At 65.4% G+C, this 22,142-nt stretch carries 16 protein-coding genes and 1 pseudogene; 5 read left to right on the plus strand and 12 right to left on the minus strand.

Annotation, left to right across the window (positions count from 1 at the left end):
- From BRAO375_RS31420 to BRAO375_RS31430, 3 genes are all read left to right on the plus strand, one after another.
- Positions 1-221: DUF3303 domain-containing protein (locus tag BRAO375_RS31420; RefSeq protein ID WP_035643197.1), on the plus strand; the 221-nt coding region annotated here is incomplete at its 5' end.
- Positions 222-230: 9 nt separating this feature from the next.
- Positions 231-623 carry a hypothetical protein gene (locus tag BRAO375_RS31425; protein WP_009031462.1) on the plus strand — a complete coding sequence of 131 codons (393 nt, stop codon included), beginning with the start codon at positions 231-233 and terminating at the stop codon, positions 621-623.
- Between the two features lie 109 nt (positions 624-732).
- A complete protein-coding gene (locus tag BRAO375_RS31430) occupies positions 733-1,761 on the plus strand; it encodes a hypothetical protein (RefSeq protein WP_009031463.1) in 1,029 nt (342 codons plus the stop codon).
- Positions 1,762-1,895: 134 nt separating this feature from the next.
- Here the strand turns inward: BRAO375_RS31430 and BRAO375_RS31435 are convergent, their stop codons facing one another.
- The 9 genes and pseudogenes from BRAO375_RS31435 to pufB form a co-directional block, all read right to left on the minus strand.
- Entirely contained in the window at positions 1,896-3,095 is a 1,200-nt protein-coding gene (locus tag BRAO375_RS31435; protein WP_009031464.1) for an adenylate/guanylate cyclase domain-containing protein, read from the minus strand.
- 185 nt (positions 3,096-3,280) lie between these two features.
- A complete protein-coding gene (locus BRAO375_RS31440) occupies positions 3,281-4,621 on the minus strand; it encodes a carbohydrate porin (protein ID WP_035643201.1) in 1,341 nt (446 codons plus the stop codon).
- Between the two features lie 611 nt (positions 4,622-5,232).
- Positions 5,233-5,658 (minus strand): hypothetical protein, encoded by a 426-nt coding sequence (locus tag BRAO375_RS31445; protein ID WP_139031516.1) that lies wholly within the window; start codon positions 5,656-5,658, stop codon positions 5,233-5,235.
- 528 nt (positions 5,659-6,186) lie between these two features.
- Positions 6,187-9,147 (minus strand): bifunctional [glutamine synthetase] adenylyltransferase/[glutamine synthetase]-adenylyl-L-tyrosine phosphorylase, encoded by a 2,961-nt coding sequence (locus BRAO375_RS31450; RefSeq protein WP_009031467.1) that lies wholly within the window; start codon positions 9,145-9,147, stop codon positions 6,187-6,189.
- The gene (locus tag BRAO375_RS31455) at positions 9,144-10,604 is read right to left on the minus strand and encodes a sensor histidine kinase (protein WP_009031468.1); all 1,461 of its coding nucleotides are present in this window, start codon (positions 10,602-10,604) and stop codon (positions 9,144-9,146) included. The genes BRAO375_RS31450 and BRAO375_RS31455 overlap by 4 nt, the downstream gene beginning before the upstream one ends.
- Positions 10,605-10,799: 195 nt before the next feature.
- Positions 10,800-11,387, minus strand: coding sequence for a hypothetical protein (locus BRAO375_RS31460; RefSeq protein ID WP_035643205.1), 588 nt, complete (start codon positions 11,385-11,387; stop codon positions 10,800-10,802).
- Complete coding sequence (locus BRAO375_RS31465) at positions 11,384-12,844, minus strand: PucC family protein (RefSeq protein WP_009031470.1); 1,461 nt, start codon at positions 12,842-12,844, stop codon at positions 11,384-11,386. The genes BRAO375_RS31460 and BRAO375_RS31465 overlap by 4 nt, the downstream gene beginning before the upstream one ends.
- A 337-nt stretch (positions 12,845-13,181) precedes the next feature.
- Positions 13,182-13,358: pseudogene (locus tag BRAO375_RS38765) on the minus strand (light-harvesting protein); the annotation flags it as partial.
- A gap of 10 nt (positions 13,359-13,368) precedes the next feature.
- On the minus strand, positions 13,369-13,524 hold the full coding sequence (gene pufB, locus BRAO375_RS31475; RefSeq protein WP_008963656.1) for a light-harvesting antenna LH1, beta subunit: 156 nt from the start codon (positions 13,522-13,524) through the stop codon (positions 13,369-13,371).
- Positions 13,525-13,868: 344 nt separating this feature from the next.
- Between pufB and BRAO375_RS31480 the strand changes: the two genes are divergently transcribed.
- Entirely contained in the window at positions 13,869-16,214 is a 2,346-nt protein-coding gene (locus BRAO375_RS31480) for a GAF domain-containing protein (protein WP_009031472.1), read from the plus strand.
- A 74-nt stretch (positions 16,215-16,288) separates the two neighbouring features.
- On the plus strand, positions 16,289-16,963 hold the full coding sequence (locus BRAO375_RS31485) for a response regulator (RefSeq protein WP_009031473.1): 675 nt from the start codon (positions 16,289-16,291) through the stop codon (positions 16,961-16,963).
- Positions 16,964-16,974: 11 nt separating this feature from the next.
- Here the strand turns inward: BRAO375_RS31485 and BRAO375_RS31490 are convergent, their stop codons facing one another.
- The 3 genes from BRAO375_RS31490 to BRAO375_RS31500 all read right to left on the minus strand — a co-directional run bounded on the left by BRAO375_RS31490 (position 16,975) and on the right by BRAO375_RS31500 (position 21,838).
- On the minus strand, positions 16,975-17,655 hold the full coding sequence (locus BRAO375_RS31490; protein WP_009031474.1) for a response regulator transcription factor: 681 nt from the start codon (positions 17,653-17,655) through the stop codon (positions 16,975-16,977).
- 264 nt (positions 17,656-17,919) lie between these two features.
- Positions 17,920-19,506 (minus strand): Do family serine endopeptidase, encoded by a 1,587-nt coding sequence (locus tag BRAO375_RS31495; RefSeq protein WP_009031475.1) that lies wholly within the window; start codon positions 19,504-19,506, stop codon positions 17,920-17,922.
- A 1,471-nt stretch (positions 19,507-20,977) separates the two neighbouring features.
- Complete coding sequence (locus BRAO375_RS31500) at positions 20,978-21,838, minus strand: hypothetical protein (protein WP_009031476.1); 861 nt, start codon at positions 21,836-21,838, stop codon at positions 20,978-20,980.
- Between the last annotated feature and the right edge of the window lie 304 nt (positions 21,839-22,142).

The raw sequence follows: 22,142 nt of genomic DNA on the forward strand, positions 1-22,142 counted from the left end.
CCCGGCNCTACAAACTTCCCGAAGGCCTCAAATATCTCGGCAGCTGGATCGAGCCGAATTTCGACCGCTGCTTCCAGCTGATGGAATGCGACGACGCCCGCCTGCTGCAGCAATGGATTCTCGCCAACGCCCGCGACACCGGCATGACCTTCGAGATCGTGCCCGTCGTGACCAGCGCCGAGACCCGGGAGGTGGTGGCGCCGTTTTTGGATGAGAGCTGAGGGGCGAGCGTGTTCGACCTTCTGACGCAACTGCTCGGCGTCTGCCTCATTTCCTATGCGATCGCGGTGCTGATGCCCGCGTGGCGGGCGTTGCTGGTGGCGATGCTGCTGCTCGCGTCGGCGACTGCGATCAGCGCCCTGCGCGAATGGTGGACGCCAGAGCAACACGGCTGCAGCCGCGCTTGCAAGTTCGAAGATCTGCTCGACATCCCGTTGCTGCCGGTCGCAAGAGCCGGCTTCCTCACCGGAGCCACCGTTCGGGCGCTCACATTCCTGCCGCAGGCCCGCAACCTGTCAGCGCGCACTATCTCCATTATATGTCTGGCCGGGGGCGCAGTCGCGCTTGCTGTTGTCGTGTTCGTGCCGAGCCTCGTCTATTGGCGGCCGCTGCGGATCCTCTAGGTGTGCGGCGACAGAGTCGTTGATTGCCGGAGCGAGCTACGATGGCCTAGATTAGGTCTCTCGCGAACGTCAGGATCTGATCGGCTGACGAGGACGAAAGGCTGATGCCGTGGACTGGTTCGAACGACTGACCGGCTTCAAGGAGACCGACTATGCCTCGACGCGCGGCAGACTCGCCTGCGAGGACGGACGGCTGACGTCTCTGGTCAACGGCAAGAGCTACCGGACCGGACGGCTGGAGCTGCCGACATTGTCGGAGCTCCGGACCAGGGTCAAAGGCTCGGCCCCTCGAACCGGGCGGCTCCGCGTGAGCCTCGTCAGCGGCGATGTCCGCAGGCTTCATCTGGTGCCGGAGTTCAGCGGCGCCCTCTTCCAGGTCGCCTCGCAGTTCAATCTGCTGGAGATGATCGGGCCCCACGCCACGCCGGAGGACGGCGTGACGATCTACCAGCACGATCCGACGCAGGGGCCGGCCTGCGCGATTGCCGCAGGCGCTGCGACGATCTACCGAAACTACTTCGCCCCGCTCCGCGATCAATCAGGTCAGACCCGCGACCGTCAGCTCGACGCGCTCGCAGATGTCGAGGCCGCTTTGAAGCGCCGCCTGCCCCGCGGCGGCGAGCTGTGGGCGATGACGAATGGCTATGCCCTATGCACGCGCGCCGGCCTCGACTCCATCACGGCCATCCTCGAGGCCAGCGATGATGGTGAGATCGACGCGCTGCGCGGACAGCTTCGGATCGGTCTGCATTCGGATGTCGAGCTCACCGACGCGGAGGAGCCGCGGCCGACCGTGTCGCAGGCGTTCTGCTCGGCGCTTCCGGTCGCCTACTGCTCGCCCGCGCCCCGCTATTGGGAGCCATTTGCTCGCCTCATCCTGGAGGCGAGCTATGAAGCTACGATCTGGAGCGCGGTGCTGAACGCCGCTCGCGGCTCGACCATCGTGCTGCTGACCAGTGTCGGCGGCGGGGCGTTCGGCAATCTCGACGACTGGATCGAAGCTGCGCTGCGGCGCGCCCTGCAATTGGCGTCGGGATTCGAGCTCGACGTGAAGCTCGTCAGCTATGACAGGCCCTCGGATATGTTTCTCCGGATCGAACGGGATTTTACGTCCGGCGGGACGCCGAACGTCGACTGAAGGAATATGTCGGCGAGTCACGGCACGCGGATAGCCCGGATGAGCAGAGCGGCATCCGGGGTCGCACGCACCGCTATCGGTGACCCCGGATGTCGCTGCGCTCATCCGGGCTATGACACTACGACGCGATTCGTCTAGCCCTCGAACGCAAACAGCTCGATCGGGTCGCTGAAGCCGCGGACCGGAAACTCTCCGACGCGCTCCAGCGCGAACGGTCCTTCGACGAGCTCGGCGAAGGCGCGCGACATCAGCACGGAGCGGCCGACCTGCTTGGTCAGCGCCTCCATGCGCGAGGCCATGTTGACCGCCGGTCCGATCACGGTGAAATCGAGCCGCGTGCGCGAGCCGATGTTGCCGTACATCACGTCGCCGACATGGATGCCGATGCCGTAGCGCAGCGGCGCACGCCCACTCTCGGCATGACGCACGTTCAGCTCCGCCATCGCCTGCCTGGCGCCGGTCACGGCGTACAGCAGGTTCTCGCAGGCGCCGGGCTGGCTCAGTGGAAAGATCGCCAGCAGACCGTCGCCGATGAACTTCAGGATCTCGCCGCCATGCTGCGTGATCGGCTCGACCATCGCGTCGAAATAGCCGTTGAGCAGATCGATCACGTCGTCGCGCGGCCAGTTGTCCGAGATCTTGGTAAAGTCGCGGAGATCGCAGATCATGATCGCGGCGCGCACGGTCTCGCCGCTGCCGCGCCGGGTTGCGCCGGCGAGAACCATCTCGCCGGCATGCGGCCCGACATAGGTTTCGAGCAGGGTCCGCGCCAGGCGGTTCTTGATGCGAATCTCGCTGACCAGCGCCAGCACCGGAACGAGCCGGCGCAGCGCATCGATATGCGGATGGTCGAAGCCGCCGTGGCGGTCGGTCGCGAACGTCACGATGTGGCGCTTGCCCAGGGTGTGATACATCGGCCAGGCGACATAGTCGGTCAGGCCCATGGCGCGCATGTCGTCATAGACCGCATGTTGACGGCCGAGCTTCGGGTCGCGTGCGAGATTCTCACGGATCTCCTCGGCGCCGTCATAGATCTCGCTGGCGGGGCTCCCGATATATTCCGATCGCTCGCGCACGTCGTAGTCCACCCGCGCGATCTCCGCGCCCTCCATGCCGTCGCTCCACAGCATGCGGGCGCCGAGCCATTGCGGATGGTTGATCTGGACGTGCAGCGAGGCCCGCATCACCGGGATGCCGGCGCGCTGCAGCCTCACGCACATCTGGCCGAAGATATTGTCGATGAAGCGCTCGTCGCGGGTGCCGTTGGTCAGCCAGTCCGCGACCTCGTCGCCCAGGCGTTGGCCGGCGACGGAATGGGCGTGTGTTGCGGTCATGGCAGTCTCCTGGGCGCTTGTCGCAGTCCGGGAGATGTCGTGTCGCAGTGCGGAAGAGTCAATCGACATCATCGCCGCGCGCCCTGCCCTGCTGGGCAGGATCGGCCGCTCCGCCGCCGGCGGAGCGCTTTGCTGTGGCCTGATCACGGGCGGATGACACGCGTCCGCCCGTGATCAGGACCGTCTCAGAAGTGCACCACCGTGCGCAGGCCGAGGACCACGGCATTGCCGGTCTTCACGCCGGCGGCGTTGAAGCCGCGTCCGCCCGGATTGATCACATACTGGGCGTCGAACTTCAGGTTCATCCAGCCGGTGGCCTGCCAGCCGTACCAGGCCTCGATCGGCACCTCGTTGCCGCCGGCATTCGGCGTCAGCGCCGCCGAGTTGACGTGCGTGGTGCCGACCGCGAAGCCGACCTCGTCCTCGGGCCGGAACGAGAAGGTGCCGGTGTGCTTGACGCCCCAGGAGACCTGGTAGTCCTGATACGCGGTGCGGTGATCGGCGACGCTGGTGTTGAGGAAGGTGTACCAGCCCTGCGCCTTCGGCCCTTCGACGGTCAGGCGCTGCAGGATCGATTCGTAGAAACCGTAGCGGCCGCGCGTGCTGCTGAGGTTCTGATCGCCCACGCCGGGACCGCCGGCGACGACGCCAATGATGCCGGGCAGACCGCCGTCGATCGTCGAGGCGCTGTCATACCAGCCGCCGAAGCGCCAGGTGCCGTTAAGCGGACCACTCGGCTCGTACACCACCTCGACCGGCACCAGGACGCCCGCGGCCGCGCTGGAGCGCGGAATGCCCGGCGCCAGATAGACGCCCGCGTCCGAGGTCGTCAGGTAGTTCGGATTGGCGTCGTAGACGCCGACCGACAGCTTCCACTCCTTGGTGAAGTTGTAGTGCACCACGCCGGCCCACTGGCTCACCGGCCAGTTGTAGATGTAGCCGCCCTGGATGTTGCCGGGCTGGCCGCCGCAGAACGTCAGGTTGATGAACTCGCATTGGCCGAAGAAGAAGTCGGAGCCGACCGGCAGCCGGCCGCCCTTGAGCACGAGGCGATCGTCGAGCAGCTTCTGCTGATAGTAGAATTCGGTGAGCCGCAGGATGTTGCCGCGGCCGAACACCTCGTTGGTCAGCATCAGCGCCGGAATGCCGGCCTCGCTGTTGAGGTTCTTGCCGAAGCGATCGACCAGCGTGACGCCGATCAGGCCGCCCTGGATGCCGGCGAGCTTGGCGAGGTCGAACTTGGCCTCGAACCACAACTGCCCGGCATTGGCCGACGTCTTGCGCGATCCGCCCGACAGGTTGGTGACGGCCTCGTCGCCCAGCGTCAGCGCGAGCGAGATGCCCTGCTCCTTCAGCCTGGTCCGGCCGAGATCGCCGAACAGATACGGCCGCGTCCAGAAATCATCGGTATAGGCAACCGGCGGCGCCTTCGCCGGCAGATCCGCCGCGACAGCCCCACCCCCCATCAAACAAGACAAAGCGACCCCTGCGCCGCACATGCGCGCGGTCGTCACAAACCCACTCATTTTTCTGCTCCTCGCAGCGCCCCAGGCTCTGGCTGTTATCTGTCGCGTCCGGCCCAAAGCCTCGTCCCGGCACGCGCTTCCCCACGGCTCAATCCCGGCCGCCGCTCATTTCTTGAGCGAATTCGTCAACCTGAGATTGGACGGTCAGCCTAGCAAGCGCTGGGGTGCCTTTGAATAGTCATATTATATTTTGGAGTCGGTATAAAAGTAACTGTGACTTGAGCGTCACATAGTGCGCTGCGACATGTTTAGGCAGTCCGTAGGGCGGGTCAGCCGAAGGCGTAACCCGCAACCTCGACAACGGCGGCCCTACGCTCGCAGCACTGCGTGAGAACAGGGCTTCGCTCTCTCCACGTGTCGTTCCGGGGCGCCCGTAGGGCGAGCCCGGAACCCATACCCACAGGCAATCGTGTGAGGCAGGCTGGTCGTGGGGCACCTTGCCGGCCAAGCGTCCGTCTGTGGCTATGGATTCCGGGCTCGCCCTTCGGGCGCCCCGGAATGACGACGGACCGCGGGCAGTTATTTGACGCAGTCGTATTGATTAGCCGAAAGGCGTAACCCGCCGCCTCGCGACACCGGCGGATGAAGCTGCGCCAATCCGCCCTACGCCTCTAGGAGCAAAAACGAGCAAGGAATGCATCGATGTCCTCATCGCCAGCATACAAATCGAGTCCACGTTCGCGATAGAGCAGCGCAAGGCCGAGCAATTGCAGCGGGCCATCGCCGACCAGTCGCACCTTTGCATTCTGGGCTGTCCATAGCTCGTCGTCGCCCTGAATGACGGGATCGACATCGTAGCCGAGCTTGATGAGGGTGAGATAGGCAGGGACTTCAACATTGCCCGCCGCCGCGATCGTCTGCCGCGCCACTGCATGCTCCGGTTTGATCGGCCCGAAAGGCAACGACATCCACGTCCGCAACGGCCAGATGTCGATCCAGCGCTCATGCGCCAAAACTCTCATTTTATGATTGGGCTCAGATACATCGATCATTTCAAGAGCCCGGTGCAAAAATAATTCACTTCCGAAAATCAGCAAATCATGTCACTTCTCTCCCCGTTCCGGTCCGGATGAGGGGCGTACGCGTCGTCACGAGACGTTGGGCCGGCAATGCGGTGGACGTGAGGGCATCAGCGCGCTTTGCGGCGCGGACGAATGATGTGCTTGCGGACGTGAAGTCGCGTGGTCCTGACACCCCGAAGCTGGTGTCCCCCGCGCAATGCGCGTAAGCGCATTGTCGCGACACGGCGGCCAACAAGCCGGGCGCCGAGGAGATCGCGTATAAGCGTTAAACCCATCGCGCAGGGAATGCCGGGTCGAATCGGCTGCACCTGTGGTGACTGCCGCCTGCTTTTCTTGCTGCAGGCGGGCCATGGGTGAGGCCTTCACCCGGCATTCCCTGCGCCCTCATCGTCGTCGAGGGCGACGCCTGCCGCACACTCCGGGCGCGATCGCGCCGCGGACGCGTCGTCTTATGGCTTGCTGTTTGACCGGTTGAAAATGATGCACAGAGCGAATGCCGTCATCGCGCGCACCAGGAGGTGAACGCTTTTCCGAGGCGAATGATCAGCCTTCGAGCAGCGCCGTGAACACCCGCCGCACCTCGCTCTGGGTCTCGCGCATGCGCGCCTCCAGCGCCGAGAAGTCGGGCGCGTCGCCCGCGCGGGCCAGCACCCGCAGCAGGTCGTCGCCGGCCTGGTCGGGCTTGAACTTGTCGCTGACGCACAACCGCAGGATCTGCGTCAGGTCGTGATAGAGCCGCGCCGCCTGACGCAGGATCACGGTTTCCGCACGCGGCAGCACGCCGAGACGCTCGGCATTGTCGAGCACCGCGAGCGAGCTGACGTCGAGGATCTCCGGCGTCGTCGCGGCGTGGACGAGCTGCAGATATTGCGCGACGAAATCGATGTCGACCATGCCGCCGGCGGCATGCTTGAGGTCCCACAGGTCAGCCTCGCCCTTCTCGGCGGCGATCGCACGGCGCATGTCGGCGACATCGCGCGCGATCGCCTGGGCATCGCGGGTTCTCCGCAGCGCGGTCTGGATGATCTCCTCGATGCGGGCGCGGAAAGCCGGCGAGGCCGAGATCACCCGCGCGCGCGTCAGCGCCATGTGCTCCCAGGTCCACGCCTCCTTCTCCTGATAATGCGCAAAGGAGTCGATGTGCGAAGCGAGCGGGCCGGCGCGGCCGGACGGGCGCAGCCGCATGTCGATGTCGTAGAGCACGCCGTAATTGGTGCGCGAGGTGAACGCCGAGATCAGCCGCTGCGTGAAGCGGGCGAAGTAGTGCGCGCCCTGCAGCGGACGCTCGCCGTCGGAGTCGGGCGCGTCGGCGTCGAAATCATAGAGCAGGATCAGGTCGAGATCCGAGGACGCGGTCATCTCGCGCGCGCCCAACCGGCCCATGGCGATGATCGCGGTCTCCTGGCCCTTGATGCGGCCATGCTGGGCGGCGAAGCGCTCGGTGACGAGACCGTGCACGGTGTGCACGATGCCTTCGGCGACGTCGGCAAAGGCCGTGCCCGCCTGCTGCGCCGACACGGTGCCCGAGAGGATGCGCGTGCCGATCAGGAACAGGCTCTCCTGGCCGAACAGTCGGAGACGATCGAGAAACTCCTCGTAGGTGCCGGCGTCCTGCAGGGTCGCCGCCAGACGTTGCGACAGCTCGCGCCTGTCCGGGATCGCGCCGAAGAAGCGCGGGTCGATCAGGCCGTCCATGAGGCGCGGCTGCCGCGCCAGCATATCGCCGAGCCGCGGCGCCGCGCCGAGCACCAGCGCGACCAGCGCGACCAGGTCGCGGTTCTGACCGAGCAGCGTGATCAGGCGGCCGCCGAGCTGCAGCGCCTGCAGGAAGCGGTCGAAGGCCGTGACGGCGCGATCGGGCTCGTCGGCGTGGGCAAGACCGTCGATCAGCGCCGGCAGGAACTCGGTGAAGCTCGTCCGCGTCGCCTCGGCGCGGAACACGCGATACTCCCCCGCCAGCCATTGCTGCAGGGTCCGCGCGACCATCACCGGATCGCGGAAGCCGAGGCCTGCGAGATGGTCCAGCAGGCGCGGCTCGTCGGGGCCGGCGCCGTAGTTCACCGCCGGCAGACTGACGGTGCCGGTGGGGTCACCTTCGAACAGCCGGGCGTAGTGTCCCTGGACGATGTCGAGGTGGAACAGCAGGTCGGTCGCAAAACGCTCGCGGCTGTCATAGCCGAAGAAACACGCGAAGCGGCTCACGCCCTCGACGTCGTCGGGCAGACTATGGATCTGCTCGTCGGCCATCATCTGCAGCCGGTGCTCGACCCGGCGCAGGAACTCATAGGCCACGGTGAGCTCGTCGCGCGCCTGGGCGGTGATCCAGTTGCTTGCGGTGAGAACGTCGAGCGCCTGCAAAGTCGGGCGCACGCGCAGCTCGGGGTGGCGGCCGCCGGCGATCAGCTGCTGGGTCTGGGCGAAGAACTCGATCTCGCGGATGCCGCCGCGGCCGACCTTGACGTTGTGGCCCTCGACCGCGATCTCGCTATGGCCGCGATAGACCTGCATCTGGCGCTTCATGTCGTGGACGTCGGTCAGCGCCTGGAAATCGAGATGCTTGCGCCAGACGAACGGCGCCAGCTCGGCCAGCATCGCCTCGCCCGCGGCGACGTCGCCGGCGCAGATCCGGGCCTTGATCATCGCAGCGCGCTCCCAGGTGCGGCCCTCGCGCTCGTAATAGTGCAGCGCCGCCTCGGTCGACATCGCCACCTGCGTCGAGGCCGGATCGGGGCGCAGCCGCAGGTCGACGCGGAACACGTAGCCGTCGGCGGTGCGGCTCTGCAGCAGCCGCGCCAGCGCCTGGGTGACGCGGACGAAGAACGGCTGCGGCTCGATATCGCGCGCCAGCGAAGTGGCGTCGGGATCGAAGAACACGATGAGGTCGATGTCGCTCGAATAGTTCAATTCGCCGGCGCCCATTTTGCCCATCGCCAGCACGAACAGCCCGCAGCCCTGCTCCGGCTGCGCGGGATCGGCCGGCGCGAGGCGGCCGCGCGCGGCCTCCTGGCGCAGCAGATGGCGAAGCGCCATCTGCACCGAGGACACGGCGACGTCGGTCAGTCCCGCCGTCACCTGCATGACGGGCCAGACGCCGCCGATGTCGCACAGCGCGATCAGCAGCGCGGCCTCGGATTTGAGCCGCCGCAGCAGGCCCATGACCTCCGCTTCGCTGCCGGCCGCGAACACCTCGCGGCCGGTGCGAGCGATCAGCTCGGACAGATGCGTCTGCGGGTCGCAGCGCAACAGGCGCTCCAGGCGCTGGCCGTCGGCACGAATGAGGTCAAACAGATAGGGTGAGGATTCGACGATGCCCGACAGGATCGTCCGCGGCCAGCCGTCGGCGAGCAGCGCGCGAAGGGAGGCGGCCAGCGAAGGCTCGAGCTCGGCGAGCCAGTCTTGCAGACGGTGTTCGGCTTTATCGGGCGCACGGACATGCGGGCCGGCAACGAAACGCCCGGCCAAGCTGCTCTGCCCGTCCGCGTTTCCCGGCGCGGAGGAGGTCATGCGGCCTTCTGTGGCACATCCTGTGTCGGCGCCGCAAGCTTCGCGGGCTGGCCCGCGCCGGCGGGCAGCACGAGGGTGGCGATGAGGCCCGGTTTGGCGTCGCCGAGCCTGAGCTCGCCGCCATGCAAGGTCGCCACGGCGGAGGCGAGACTGAGGCCGAGACCGGAACCGGGCAAGGTGCGGGACGCCTCGAGTCGCACGAAGCGTTCCACCGCGCGCTTGCGTTCCGCTTCCGGAATTCCCTCGCCGTGATCGGTGACGCTGAGGAGCACCTGCCCGCCCTCGCGCCGCGCCTCGATCAGGATCTCGCGACTGGTCGCAGCCGCGGCCGAATCGAGCGGCAGCGCGGCCGGCTTGCCGTATTTGATCGCGTTCTCGACGAGATTGGCGAGCGCCTGGCTGATCAGCTCGCGATTGCCATGCACCGGCGCCGCAGCCGCTGTGACGCGCAGCGTCATGTCATTGTCCTCGGCCAGCGGCTCATACAGCTCGTGAATGCCACCGGCGACTTCGGCCACGTCGAACTCCACCATGTCGCCGCGCGCCTGTCCGGACTCCGCGCGCGCAATCATCAGGAGCGCATTGAAGGTGCGGATGAGACCGTCGGACTCCTCGATCGTGCGCTCCAGCGCGCCGCGATATTCCTCCTCCGAGCGCGACTTCGCCAGCGCCTCCTCGGCGCGGTTGCGCAGCCGGGTCAGCGGCGTCTTGAGATCATGCGCGATGTTGTCGGACACCTCCTTGAGGCCCGTCATCAGCGCCTCGATGCGCTCCAGCATCGCGTTGAGATTTTCCGCCAGGCGGTCGAGCTCATCGCCGCTGCGTCCGACCGGCAGGCGGCCAGAGAGATCGCCATCCATGATCCGCCGCGTCGTGCCGGTCATCGCATCGATCCGATGCAGCACCCGGCGCGCGACGAAGATGCCGCCGCCGATGCCGAGCACGACGACCACCAGCACCGACCATTGCGCCGCCTTGGCGACGATGCCGAACAGCCGGCGACGCTCTTCGAGGTCGCGGCCGATCAGGAGCCGAAAGCCGCTCGACAGCTGCGTGACATAGACCAGCGCGCGATGGTTCTGCTCGCTGGAATCATCCAGCCGCCGATAGAAGGTCTCCGACCAGCCCGACGAGCCCATCACGCCCGGCGCGAGCGAACCCACGTTGCCGGCGATCGCCTGCCCCGTCGGCGTCGTGATCAGATAGAGATTGGCACCCGGGCGCAGCGCGCGACTCTCGATCGCGCCGACGATGCCGCGCAGGCCCCAGCGGGAGAAGATGTCTGTCATCTCGCTGATCTCGGAGGTAACCGTGGTCGAGATCTGCTCGGTGATGAGACGGCGGGTGTTCCAGGCGAAATAGCCGAGCAGCGACGCCGCGAACAGCGCGAACAGCAGCAGATACACCAGAGTCAGGCGGAACGCCGTGGTCCTTATCAGCTTGCCGAAAGCCGTCACGAAGCTGTCCTCAAAGCGCTCACCCGCCGCCGCCAAACAGGGCTTCGAGCCTAGCAAACGAGAGGTCCGGCCAGAAGTGACAAAGCGTTCATGAAGGGGCTGCCGCGCATGGCGGAAGCCCAGGGCGGCCGTTGCGGGCCTGCCCTCGAGCGGCAAGGCGTACCGTCCGCCCGTGCTGCCGGGCTGCTGCGGCTTTCAGCGTCGCACGGATCGTTGTCGGGACAGCGTCGGCAGGCGCAGCAGCGAGGACAACGGAGCAGGATCGCGGCTGAGCAGCGGAAGGCCGAACGACGAGGCCGCCGGACCGAACCGCTTCAACAGCGGCATGCCGAGGAGCGCTGAAAGCGAGAACGTGCTGCTCGACAGGGGCGGCACGTTCCAGAAGCTCGCGAACGGTGTCGGATTGTCGAGCAGCACCGGGATCTGCAGGATGCACGACATCGGCGTCGCCTCGTTCCACGGCATGACGTGGCTCTCGGGTTCGGCAATGCCGGAGTCGATCGGAGAAAAATTGTCGAGGATCCGCGTCGCCCTGCCGCCACCGGTGAATGGCGCATGCACGGTCACCAGAGACCCGCCTCGGCTGATCGTCTGCGCATAGACGCGGGCGTGAGCTTTCAGAACATATCCCCGGGTGATTGCCGCAACGATATCGTCAATGGATTCGCCGACATTGTCGCTCGCCACGAGGTAGACCTCATTATAGCCCTCGCGCTCGAGCGCCGCCTTCGCGCTCGCAGCCTGTGCAGGCGTTGCGTACATCCGACAGATCGTCTGGCTCATGACTTTTTCCATATTGTTGGAGTGCGGACCCCGGCTTCGTCGGACCACCCTGTCGGCCTGGCGCTCCGGTCTTGCGAAAGCCCGACCGGAGCGGGGCGAACGAGACGAGTCATGGTCACCAGCGTGGCGAGCAGCATGATGATTTCGAGCGTGTAGACCGAGACATAGCCGACAGCGGCGCCGAGCGCATTTTGCGGCGCGGCGCTCGCCACCAGGTCGCGAATGACGCCGCCTAGCGCGATCGCAACGCCCGCTGCCGAGGCCTGGACGGCTCCCCACGCTCCAAGCGCAAGTCCGGTCTGGTCTTGCGGGGCGAGGTTCATGGTCGCCGTAAGAGTGCCATGGCCGAACAGGCCTGCGCCGAAGCCGATCAGAAATGTGCCGACGCCAAATAGCAATGCGGAGGAAAATGGTGCGGCGGCGATCACGGCGAGGAACGCCGGGATGCCGATCAGCACGCCATAGCCGGCCATGCGAAACGGATCGAAACCGCGGCTCAGGATTCGCGACGCCAGACCAAACCCGGCCAAACCTCCGACCGCGAGCGCCGCCGTGAGCTTGGTGGTATCGCCAACGGTCAGATGCAGGATCTGCCCGCCATAGGGCTCGAGCAGGACATCCTCCATGCTGAAGGCCATGGTGCCGAGGCCGACCGTCACGAGCCGGCGCACCGCCTGGCCGCCGCTGAGATAGCTGTCCCAGGATTCCTGGAAGGTCGGCTGCCGTCGCGCCACAGTCGTCGCACGGCCGCGCGCCTCCATTTTCCACAGCGCCACGGAATTGAACACGATGGTGGCGACAGCCGCCCCCTGGATGACCTGGACCAGACGCGCCGGGCTGAAATCCGCGAGCAGGATGCCGAACAATAGCGCGCTGGCGATGGTTCCGAACAGCAGCATCACATACATCAGCCCGACCACCTTCGGCTGCGCTTCGACCGGCGCGAGATCGGTCGCGAGTGCGAGGCCGACGGTCTGGGTCGTATGCAAGCCAACCCCGACCAGCAGAAACGACAGAGCGGCGCCGAGTTGGCCGACCCAGGCCGGCGCGCTGGCGGCCTGACCGCCGCCCGAGAGAACGAGCAGCGCGAATGGCATGATGGCGAGGCCACCAAACTGGAGCATCGTCCCCTTGTAGATGTAGGGCACCCGCTTCCAGCCCAGCTCGGAGCGGTGCGTATCCGAGCGGAATCCGATCACGGCCCGGAACGGAGCGAAGATCAGCGGCAGAGAGAGCATGATCCCGACGAGCGATGCCGGCACACAGAGTTCGACGATCATCACACGATTGAGGGTGCCGATCAGCAGCACGAGCGACATGCCGACCGAGACCTGAAACAGCGACAGCCGCAGCAGGCGGGAGAGCGGCAAATCGGGGGTGGCGGCGTCTGCAAATGGCAGAAAGCGGGATCCCAGACCGATCCAGCCTTTCATCAGACTCTGACTGACACGGTTCATCATCACTGAAGCCATCCGAGCAGATGCGCAATCTTCATGAGGGCGCGAGCTTTCTTCGTGACCATGAAGGTGGCCGGGATCCGCAGATCCCGGACCTTTTCAGCTCGACGGCTGCAGTTTTCACGAAGAGCTATTTGGCGTCCGCCGGCGCAAGTGTCGCGAGCGAGAGCCTGTCCGGCGCCCGAGCCGCGGCATCGTCGGCCGCAGCTTGAGCCTGCGCGGCAACTGGAGCGACGGTGACCACGAAGGACGACCCGGACCGCGCACCGTCACCGGCCGCGGGCGCGACCGAAATGACATAGCCCGGCACGGCCTTCGCATTCAGGGCGACCGGCGAAACCGTCTCCTCGAGCGCCGCCTTCTTGGATTTGCCGCCTTCCCAATAGGCGCCCATCCAGGTTGTGTGCGACAGCACCGTGTAGTGGACGCACAGCGATGTCAGCGCGACGCTTCCGAGAAAGAGCGGCAAGCCGACGGTGGGATTGACCACGCACCAGATACGACCTTGGTTCATGTCGGCCCCCTCAATGAAGCCAGGGCGAATAGATGTACGCCAACAAGTGCGCGACACACGCGATCACGAAGAACACGCGCGCGCCGTCGATGACATGCTTGTGCAACTCCTCGGATTCCGGGATCGTCAGTCCCGTCGGCCAAACTCTGTTGGGATCGTCCGGCATCAGGTCACCTCCTGTGTTGTCTCATGGTTGGTCTCGTGCTGACTCACGAGCGCATGGCTCGCACCTGGACTTAGGCAACCGGTTCAATTCGCGCACGACGGTGCCCCCGCCGGCCCGCATGAGCAGCGTTTTGTTGTCCAGACTGACAATGATCCCCTTCGTCCGGGAGCGCCGGACGGGACATCGCCTGGACGTAAATTCTGATTTACATGGGTTAATGTCAATTATAATGGACAGAAGCGACTGTCAGGATAATCCCGGACATCCCAAGTCCTGATGCTCCCGCCGGCGCACAAAAAGCGATCGTCGGCACTCAGCACTGGCGTGGGGGGAAGACGCGAGCCATGGATCCGATGTCCGAGGGCACGGCCAAAGCGTCCGCATGTTGCGTTGATGCGATCGAGCTGACGCTTTGCGATAGCGAGCCGATCCATAGGCCCGGTGCGATACAGCCGCACGGCGTGCTGCTGGCGCTGGAGCCTACTGAGTTGCGGATCATGCATGCCGGCGGCGATACGCTTGGTCTGCTGCGCAGGCCGGTGCAGACGCTGCTCGGGGAAAATGTGGCGCGGCTGTTTTCTGCTGATCACATGGCACAGCTGCAGGCGCTGGCGGCAGCTGCGAGCCTGCCGCGCGCGGTTCATGCCTTCAGCGTCGCCGCCGGATCGTTGGCTGCGACCAGCGCGGACGTGACGGCCTTCCGCGACGGTGCGCAACTGGTGCTCGAGATCGAGCCCCGCCGTGAGCAGCCACCCGACAATCCGCTCGCGGCGGTCAGGAGCATGTTGCGCAGCGTTCAGCAAAGCGAGGCAACGCCGTCGTTCTGTCAGGCCGTGGTCGACGAGGTCAGGCGTCTGATCGGCTTCGACCGGGTGATGCTCTATCGCTTCCTGAACGACGGCAGCGGTGCGGTCATCGCCGAGGCGGCGGACGCCGGCGTCGAGTCGTTTCTCGGCCTGCATTATCCGCACTCCGATATTCCGAAACAGGCGCGCGAGCTTTACCGTACCAACTGGATTCGCGCGATCCCGGATGCACGCTACGAAGCCGCGCTCATCCTGTCCCTTCCCGATGCCCCGTCGTCTGCGCCGCTCGATCTCAGCCAGAGTGCGTTGCGCAGCGTCTCTCCGATCCATCGCCAGTACCTCGCCAACATGGGCGTGGTGGCGTCGATGTCGATGTCGATCATCATTCGCGGACAGCTGTGGGGCCTCATCGCGTGCCACCATCGCGAGCCGCGTTATCTGCCGCATGGCTTGCGGGAGGCTTGCGAGCTGTTCGCGGAGATGGTGTCGTCGCAGCTCGAGGCGCGCCTCGCCGCGGAGAGCTTCGCCATCCAGAAGCGCAGCGCGGCGGTGCATGAGGAGCTGCTCAATCGCCTGAGCCAGGAGTCGGAGCTCGCGGCCGGGTTGATCCGATATCGGCCCAACCTGCTCGACCTCGTTCCGGCCAGCGGCGTCGCGCTTTGGATCGACGGTGAATTCACCAACATTGAAGCCACGCCGGATCGTGACGAGATCGAGGCCATCGTCGGCTGGCTCAACGCGACCGTGAAAGACGGCGTGTTTCAGACCGACCGGCTTCCGCTGATCTATCCGCCCGCCGAGCGCTTCGCCGCCGTCGCCAGCGGATTGCTCGCCCTGTCGGTCTCCAAGAACCCGCGTGACTACGTGCTCTGGTTTCGGCCCGAGCTGGTCAGGACCGTCAACTGGGCGGGAAAACCCACCAAGGGCGGGCAAGGCGCGTCCGATCGCCAGATGCTGACGCCGCGGACCAGCTTCGCGATGTGGCAGGAGCTGGTCCGGCTGCATGCATCGCCATGGCTGGAGGGCGAGGTCGAAGCCGCGCACCGGCTGCGGGTGGCGCTGCTCGAGGTCGTGTTGCGGCGCATCGACCAGCTCGCACGGGAGCGCGAGGTGGCCCGACAGGGACAGGAGCGGCTGACCCGGGAGCTGAACGCGCGACTGCTGCAGTCCGAACGCCTCGCCGAAGCGCTTAAAAAGGAGAGCGAGCTGCGGGCTGCCGTCGAAGGCGACCTCACGCAGGTCCTGCGCCGCACCGTCAGCGACCAGGAGACCGAGCGGCAGCGCATCGCGCGCGAGCTGCACGACACGCTCGGACAGTCGCTCACCATGCTGCAGCTCGGCCTGCAGGCCATCGGCCATGACATCGCCGATCACGACCGGCTGCAGCAGCGGCTGGACGGCATCAACAAGATTGCGGTCAGCCTCGGCCGCGACGTCCATCGGATCGCCACCGAAATCCGTCCAAGCTCCATCGACGACCTGGGCATCCAGAAGGCGATCGAGAGCCTGCTGGAGACGTGGAGCGATAACGCCGCGCTGAACTACTATCTGCATCTCGCGCCCAAGGACCTGCGGTTGCCGAAGGTGATCGAGGCCACGCTGTACCGGGTTCTGCAGGAGACCCTGACCAACGTGGTCAGGCATGCCGAAGCGCGCAAGGTCGGCGTCATCCTCAACGTCACCGACGTGGAGGCCAGCATGATCGTGGAGGACGACGGCCGCGGCTTTCCGGCCGATGAGGCGGGCAGCCCGGCCATGCGGCTCGGGCTGCTCGGCATCAGGGAACGATTGGCGCTGGTGGGCGGCTCGCTCGAGATCGAATCGTCGCCTGGGCGCGGCACGACGGTGTTCGCGCGGATTCCGCTCCAGGCGGACGATCCGTGACGACCGCTTCGCAACGTGAGCGCGCCGAGCCGATGAGCGGCGCGCGTGGGGGGACGACGGACCGGGGAAGCGAGATGGACGAGGGGCAAGCATCTGCGCGCATACGGGTGTTCTTCGCTGACGATCATCCGATCGTGCTCGACGGCATCAAGGCCTTGATCGCCGAGGACACCCAGCTGGATCTGGTCGGGTCGGCGCTGGATGGACCGACCGCGCTGCGGCGGGCGATCGACCTGCGGCCGGACGTCGTGGTGCTGGATCTGTCGATGCCCGGCATGAGCGGCATCGAGGTGGCCAGGAAGCTGCTCGCGGCCTGTCCCACCAGCCGCGTGCTGCTGCTGACCGTGCACGAGGATGCCGCCTATTTCCGCCAGGCGCTGGAGATCGGCGTGGTCGGCTACGTGCTGAAGCGCACCGCGACCGACGAGCTCAACCGCGGCATCCACGCGGTGGCGGCGGGCGCGGTCTATCTCGATCCGGGGATCGCGGAGCGTGCGCTCGGCCCGGCCGCGCGGCAGATCCCGATCCGGGCCGATGCGGTGTCCGGCGTCGACCTCAGCCTGCGCGAGGTCGAGGTCGCGCGGCTGACCGCGGCGGGCTACAGCGCCAAGACGATCGCGCTGAAGCTGCAGATCGGGGTCAAGAGCGTCGAGACCTACAAGAAGCGCTGCATGACCAAGCTCGGCTTCCAGAGCCGCGTCGAGCTGATCCATTACGCGATCGCCAAGGGCTGGCTGAGCGCGCCTTAGCACGTCGCCGCCTAGCGCAAGCCATCGCGGATCATGTAGCCCGCGCCGCGGATGGTGTGCAGCAGCGGGCGGTCGAAACCCTTGTCGATCTTGGAGCGCAGCCGCGAGATGTGGACGTCGATCACGTTGGTCTGCGGATCGAAGTGATAATCCCAGACATTCTCCAGCAGCATGGTGCGCGTCACCACCTGCCCGGCATGCTTCATCAGATATTCGAGCAGGCGGAACTCGCGCGGCTGCAAGGTCAGCTCGTCCTTGCCGCGCGCGACGCGATGCGACAGCCGATCGAGCTCGAGATCGCCGACCTTGTAGGTCGTCTCCTCGGCCGGCCCGCCATGGCGGCGCGACAGCACCTCGACGCGCGCGAGCAGCTCGGCGAAAGCATAGGGCTTGGGCAGATAGTCGTCGCCGCCGGCGCGCAGGCCCTTGATGCGGTCGTCGACCTGGCCCAGCGCGGACAGGATCAAGACCGGCGTGCGGTTGCCCTTGTCACGGAGAGCGCCGATCAAGGACAGGCCGTCGCGCTTGGGCAGCATGCGGTCGACCACCAGCACATCGTAGTCGCCGCTCTCGGCCATCGCGAGCCCCTCCTCGCCGTCGCCGGCGAGGTCTGCGACATGGCCGACCTCGCGGAACGCCTTGACCAGATAGTCGGCGGACTCGCGGTCGTCTTCGATGATCAGGAGGCGCATTGCGGAAACGGGGGCGGCGGTCACGGTTGGATGTCCATCTACATGGCCCGGCCGCCGTATCCGTGCAAGGCGGCTTCAGCCCGGGGGTTGATCAACAGGAAAGTGGGCGGCGAGGCTGGGGGACCTCACCGCCCGAGTTCCTTCCGACGGAGGGGGGCATGTTCCTGACGGAAGGTTTTAAGGGAGCGGGACTTGAAGCCCGCCCCCAGGAAGAGCCGCCAGCGCGGGGGCAACAGGCCGGCGACCCTCCATCTCGTGAAAGCCTTAGCCTTTGGCCAGCGGCACCGCGACGAAGCGCGACTGGCCGCCGCTCTTCACGCGCATCAGCACGCTGTTCTTGTTGTCGGCCTTGGCGGCATTGATCGCCTCGCGCACGTCACCGGCCGAGGTCACCGACTTGCCGGCCACTTCGAGGATCACGTCGCCTTCCTTGAAGCCGCGATCGGCCGCGGCGCTCTTCGGATCGACCTGGGTGACGATGACGCCGTCCTTGCCGGCGCCGGCCACGCTCGAGGCAGGCGCGACGGTCATGCCGAGCTTCGGCACGTCGGCGCCGCGCGTCGGGCTGGCGTTGTCGTTGTCGCCGGTGTCGGCCTTGGCCTCGACCGTGTTCGGCAGCTTGCCGAGCGTCAGGTTGATCGTCTTCTCCTGGCCCTTCGACAGCACGTTGAGCTTGACCGCAGCGCCCGGCGCGATGCCGCCGATGGTGCGGGCGAGCTCACGCGCGTCCTTCACCGGCTCGCCATTCACGGCCGTGATGACGTCGCCGGACACGATGCCCGCCTTCGCCGCCGGACCATTGGCCTGCGGCTCGGCGACCAGCGCGCCCTCGGCCTTCTTCATGCCGAGGCTGTCGGCGATGTCCTGCGTCACCGGCTGGATCTGCACGCCGATCCAGCCGCGGCTCACCGAGCCGTTGTCCTTCAGCTGCGCGATCACGCTCTTCACGGTGGAGGCGGGAATCGAGAACGCGATGCCGACGCTGCCGCCGGACGGCGAATAGATCGCGGTGTTGACGCCGACGACATTGCCGTCGACATCGAACGCCGGACCACCGGAGTTGCCCTTGTTCACGGGCGCGTCGATCTGGATGAAATCGTCATACGGACCGTTGCCGATGTCGCGGCCGACGGCCGAGACGATGCCCGCCGTCACCGTGCCGCCGAGGCCAAAGGGATTGCCGACCGCCAGCACCCAGTCGCCGATCCGCGGCTTGCCGTCGGCGAGTTTGGCGAACGGCAGGTTCGAGGCGCCCTCGACCTTGATCAGCGCGAGGTCGGTGCGCTGGTCGGTGCCGATCACCTTGGCGCTGTAGGTCTTGCCGTCGTCGGTCGTCACCTCGACCTTGTCGGCGCCGTCGACCACGTGATTGTTGGTCACGGCATATCCGTCGGCGGAGATGAAGAAGCCGGAGCCCTGCCCCGTCACCGCGCGACCGCCACCACGGCCGCCGCGGCCCGGCATGCCGGGAATGCCGTTCTCACCGCCGAAGCGGCGGAAGAAGCGCTCCATCGGCGAGCCCGGCTGGAACGGCGTGTCCTCGTCGCTGTCGTTCTTGGCGACCTTCTCGGCGATGTTGACCTTGACCGAAATCACCGACGGCTTCACCCGCTCCACGATGTCGGCAAAGCCGACCGGGCGCGCGACCTTGCTGACCTCATTCGCCACCTGCGCATGCGCCGAGGTCGAGAACAGGTTCAGCGGCGTGCCCTGCGGCGACAGGCCGTAGGCGGCGACGCCGAGGCCCGCGACGACGGAGGCCATCAGCGCGAACTTGCGCGCCGAGAACAGCCCGCGGCGGGGCTTCTGAGTGGAGGGAAGCGAGGACAGGTCGGTCGGACGGTCAGTCATACGGTTTTCTCCGCAAGTGATTTTGGTCAAGGTCTCTAAACGTGTGTCCCGGGCTGTTCGCCCCGTTCGCCAGTGAACATGGGACTCGCCGCCTTACGGCGTGCTGGCTGCGGCGTTAAACTTCTGTAATGGATGGACATGAAGACTGCGGCGGAATGGCGCAGTTGGTGAAGCGAGGAGGAAAAGGCGTTTTTGTCCAATAACTTACCGAGGCGCCGGCCGCCCGATGGCTGCCCTCATTCGGCCGTTCCGACCAAAGTCGTAACCCCGTAGGCACGTAAGCCGCAGGGCTGCCCCCCGCCTCCTCCTCCCGACGCATCCGCCATCCCGCCCCTCCACCACCCAGCGCCTCCAACCCGCGCGTGACGCCGTCATTCCGGGGCAATCGTCAATGCGCCGGCGCGCAGCGACGACGCGTTGGCGATTGAACCCGGAATCCCGAGCTTGCCGGAAAAGAACGCCAACCCAGCTCGAGATTCCGGGTTCAAGGCCTGCGGCCTTGCCCCGGAATGACGGCGGCGTGTGACGCTCGCGGTCCGACCGCGTAACCCGCATGAGCGAAGCGACGTGCGGGGTTCACCGACCCTGCGCCTGTAGCTGTAGCTGTAGCCCTAGCTGCCACCCCACCCCCACCTGTCATTCCCGCGAAGGCGGGAATCCAGTACGCCGCGGCCTCTCGGCTCAACCACGACGGCCGCGGCGTACTGGATCCTCCGCCTTCGCGGAGGATGACAGCGGAGTGTGTCGCGAGGCACCTGCCCCAAGCTCCGTCATTGCGAGCGCAGCGAAGCAATCCAGGATGGTGGGCGGGACCCTGGATTGCTTCGCTGCGCTCGCAATGACGTGCGGAGACATCCCGATCCACATTGTCAAACAGCCCTTAGAGAGAACTAACAGCGCCGGAGTTCCCCAACCCCAACCCGAGCACCAACCTCCTCGCGACGCATCCCGCGCCCGAGTCATGCCATTCGAACGCGCACCCTCACAACGAGGGCACAGGGAAGGCCGGGCGCTGGCCGCGCCCGTGGCCCGCCTGCAAACAAGAAAGCAGGCGGCAGTCACCACAGGTCTGGCCTGATACACCCGGCCCTCCCTGCGCGATGGTGTTAACATTTATACGTGCTCTCCCCGGGGACCGGCTCATTGACCCCGTCGCCAGCGGATCATCACCACCAGCTTGGCCTCGGCACCGGGAGGCCAGGACGACACGATTTCCTGTCCGCAGTCAGCCGTTCGTCAGCAAGGCCAAAGCCCCACTTGCAGCCGCCCGCATCCATCGCATTCCGCAACCCGCGTCCGTGACGATCGCGATACGCTCCCTCAGCGGTACGGAACGAGGCGGAGGATACGGGTGATTTGGGGGAAAGCGCAAGAGGATTTTTGATTTTCGGAATTGACGTGGAAAATTGCATTAAACACACCCGCCTCCCGAAGCAAAACCACCCAAAGGACCTATATCGCTACTTCCTTCTCACATTCGCTTTGCCGCAACCGATGGCGAATAAGGATCTACTGCAATATTGATATGGCGATATACGACGTTGCCCTCTACCAAGTCTGCCGGGGGAACGATTTGCCGCTCTGTAACGATCACCAAGTAACGATGGCTATTCAATTCCAAACCGCCAAGCACTCCACCTTGGTAGAGAGCAGCTTGAGCCCTAGCTTCGACGTATGCAGTATCAGCGTTGCTTCCGGTCACTCTCTTCCATTCAGTCAAGACCAATCCAAGAGACACTGGCACAGACCCCATCTGTAGCGGTTCTTGGTAGACCAAATCAGTCTTACCTCCAGCCACCGCATCGACCTTGAAGGCCCAGATGCCATGCCACAACAAGTGGGTTGCGCCTAATTTCTCACACGAGGTCTCATGGTGACTGTAAGCATCTTTCCATTTTTTCTGGTAGTCTTCGTCAGCGACGATAAGGCGCTGCAAATGCATGAAAGCCAACTCAGACGCCGACCGAACGCGCTCCATTTGATCGCTAAGACAATATGTGAATTCGGCCTCAAACGCGATTAACTTCACTAAGATGGTGCGCACCAGCAAGGCATCACCAGCCGAGTTTTGTCTGATTTGCTGACCTGTATCAGCTCGAAACGAGTCGATAGCACGGCTCGCCACAAGAGGAAGCGCACCGATGTAGTTGCGCTGAAATTCTTCGATTATATCCAAGATCTCCGCACATTGACGCTGCAGCTCCTTATCTGCGCCATAGGGCGACCTATTGCTCGCCGCGAGAAAACCAGCATGTGCACTCGCAGCTTTCGCCAATCCATGTATTCGAGCTGATATCGACCGCCAAATAGCTTCGTAGGTCAACGCGCTCATTTATCTCCCCCATGTTCGATTTCACGCCGCTTTTGCGAGCAGTCATAACCGCTCACACAACAAAAGGTACCACTCATTTCGTGTCGCAATATTCTTCGCACTTGGGAGTAGTACGTAGGGCGGCTTAGCCGGATGCGTAAGCCGCCGCTCTTTGCGGTGACGAGGGGCGGATTACGCTGCGCTAATCCGCCCCTCGTGTTCTGCCCATGAGGTACTCCGTCATGCCCGGGCTTGTCCCGGGCATCCACGTCGTTCTCAGCATGTGGGACGACGTGGATGGCCGGGACGAGCCCGGCCATGACGA

Source organism: Bradyrhizobium sp. ORS 375 (assembly GCF_000239775.1).
Classification (GTDB): Bacteria; Pseudomonadota; Alphaproteobacteria; order Rhizobiales; family Xanthobacteraceae; genus Bradyrhizobium.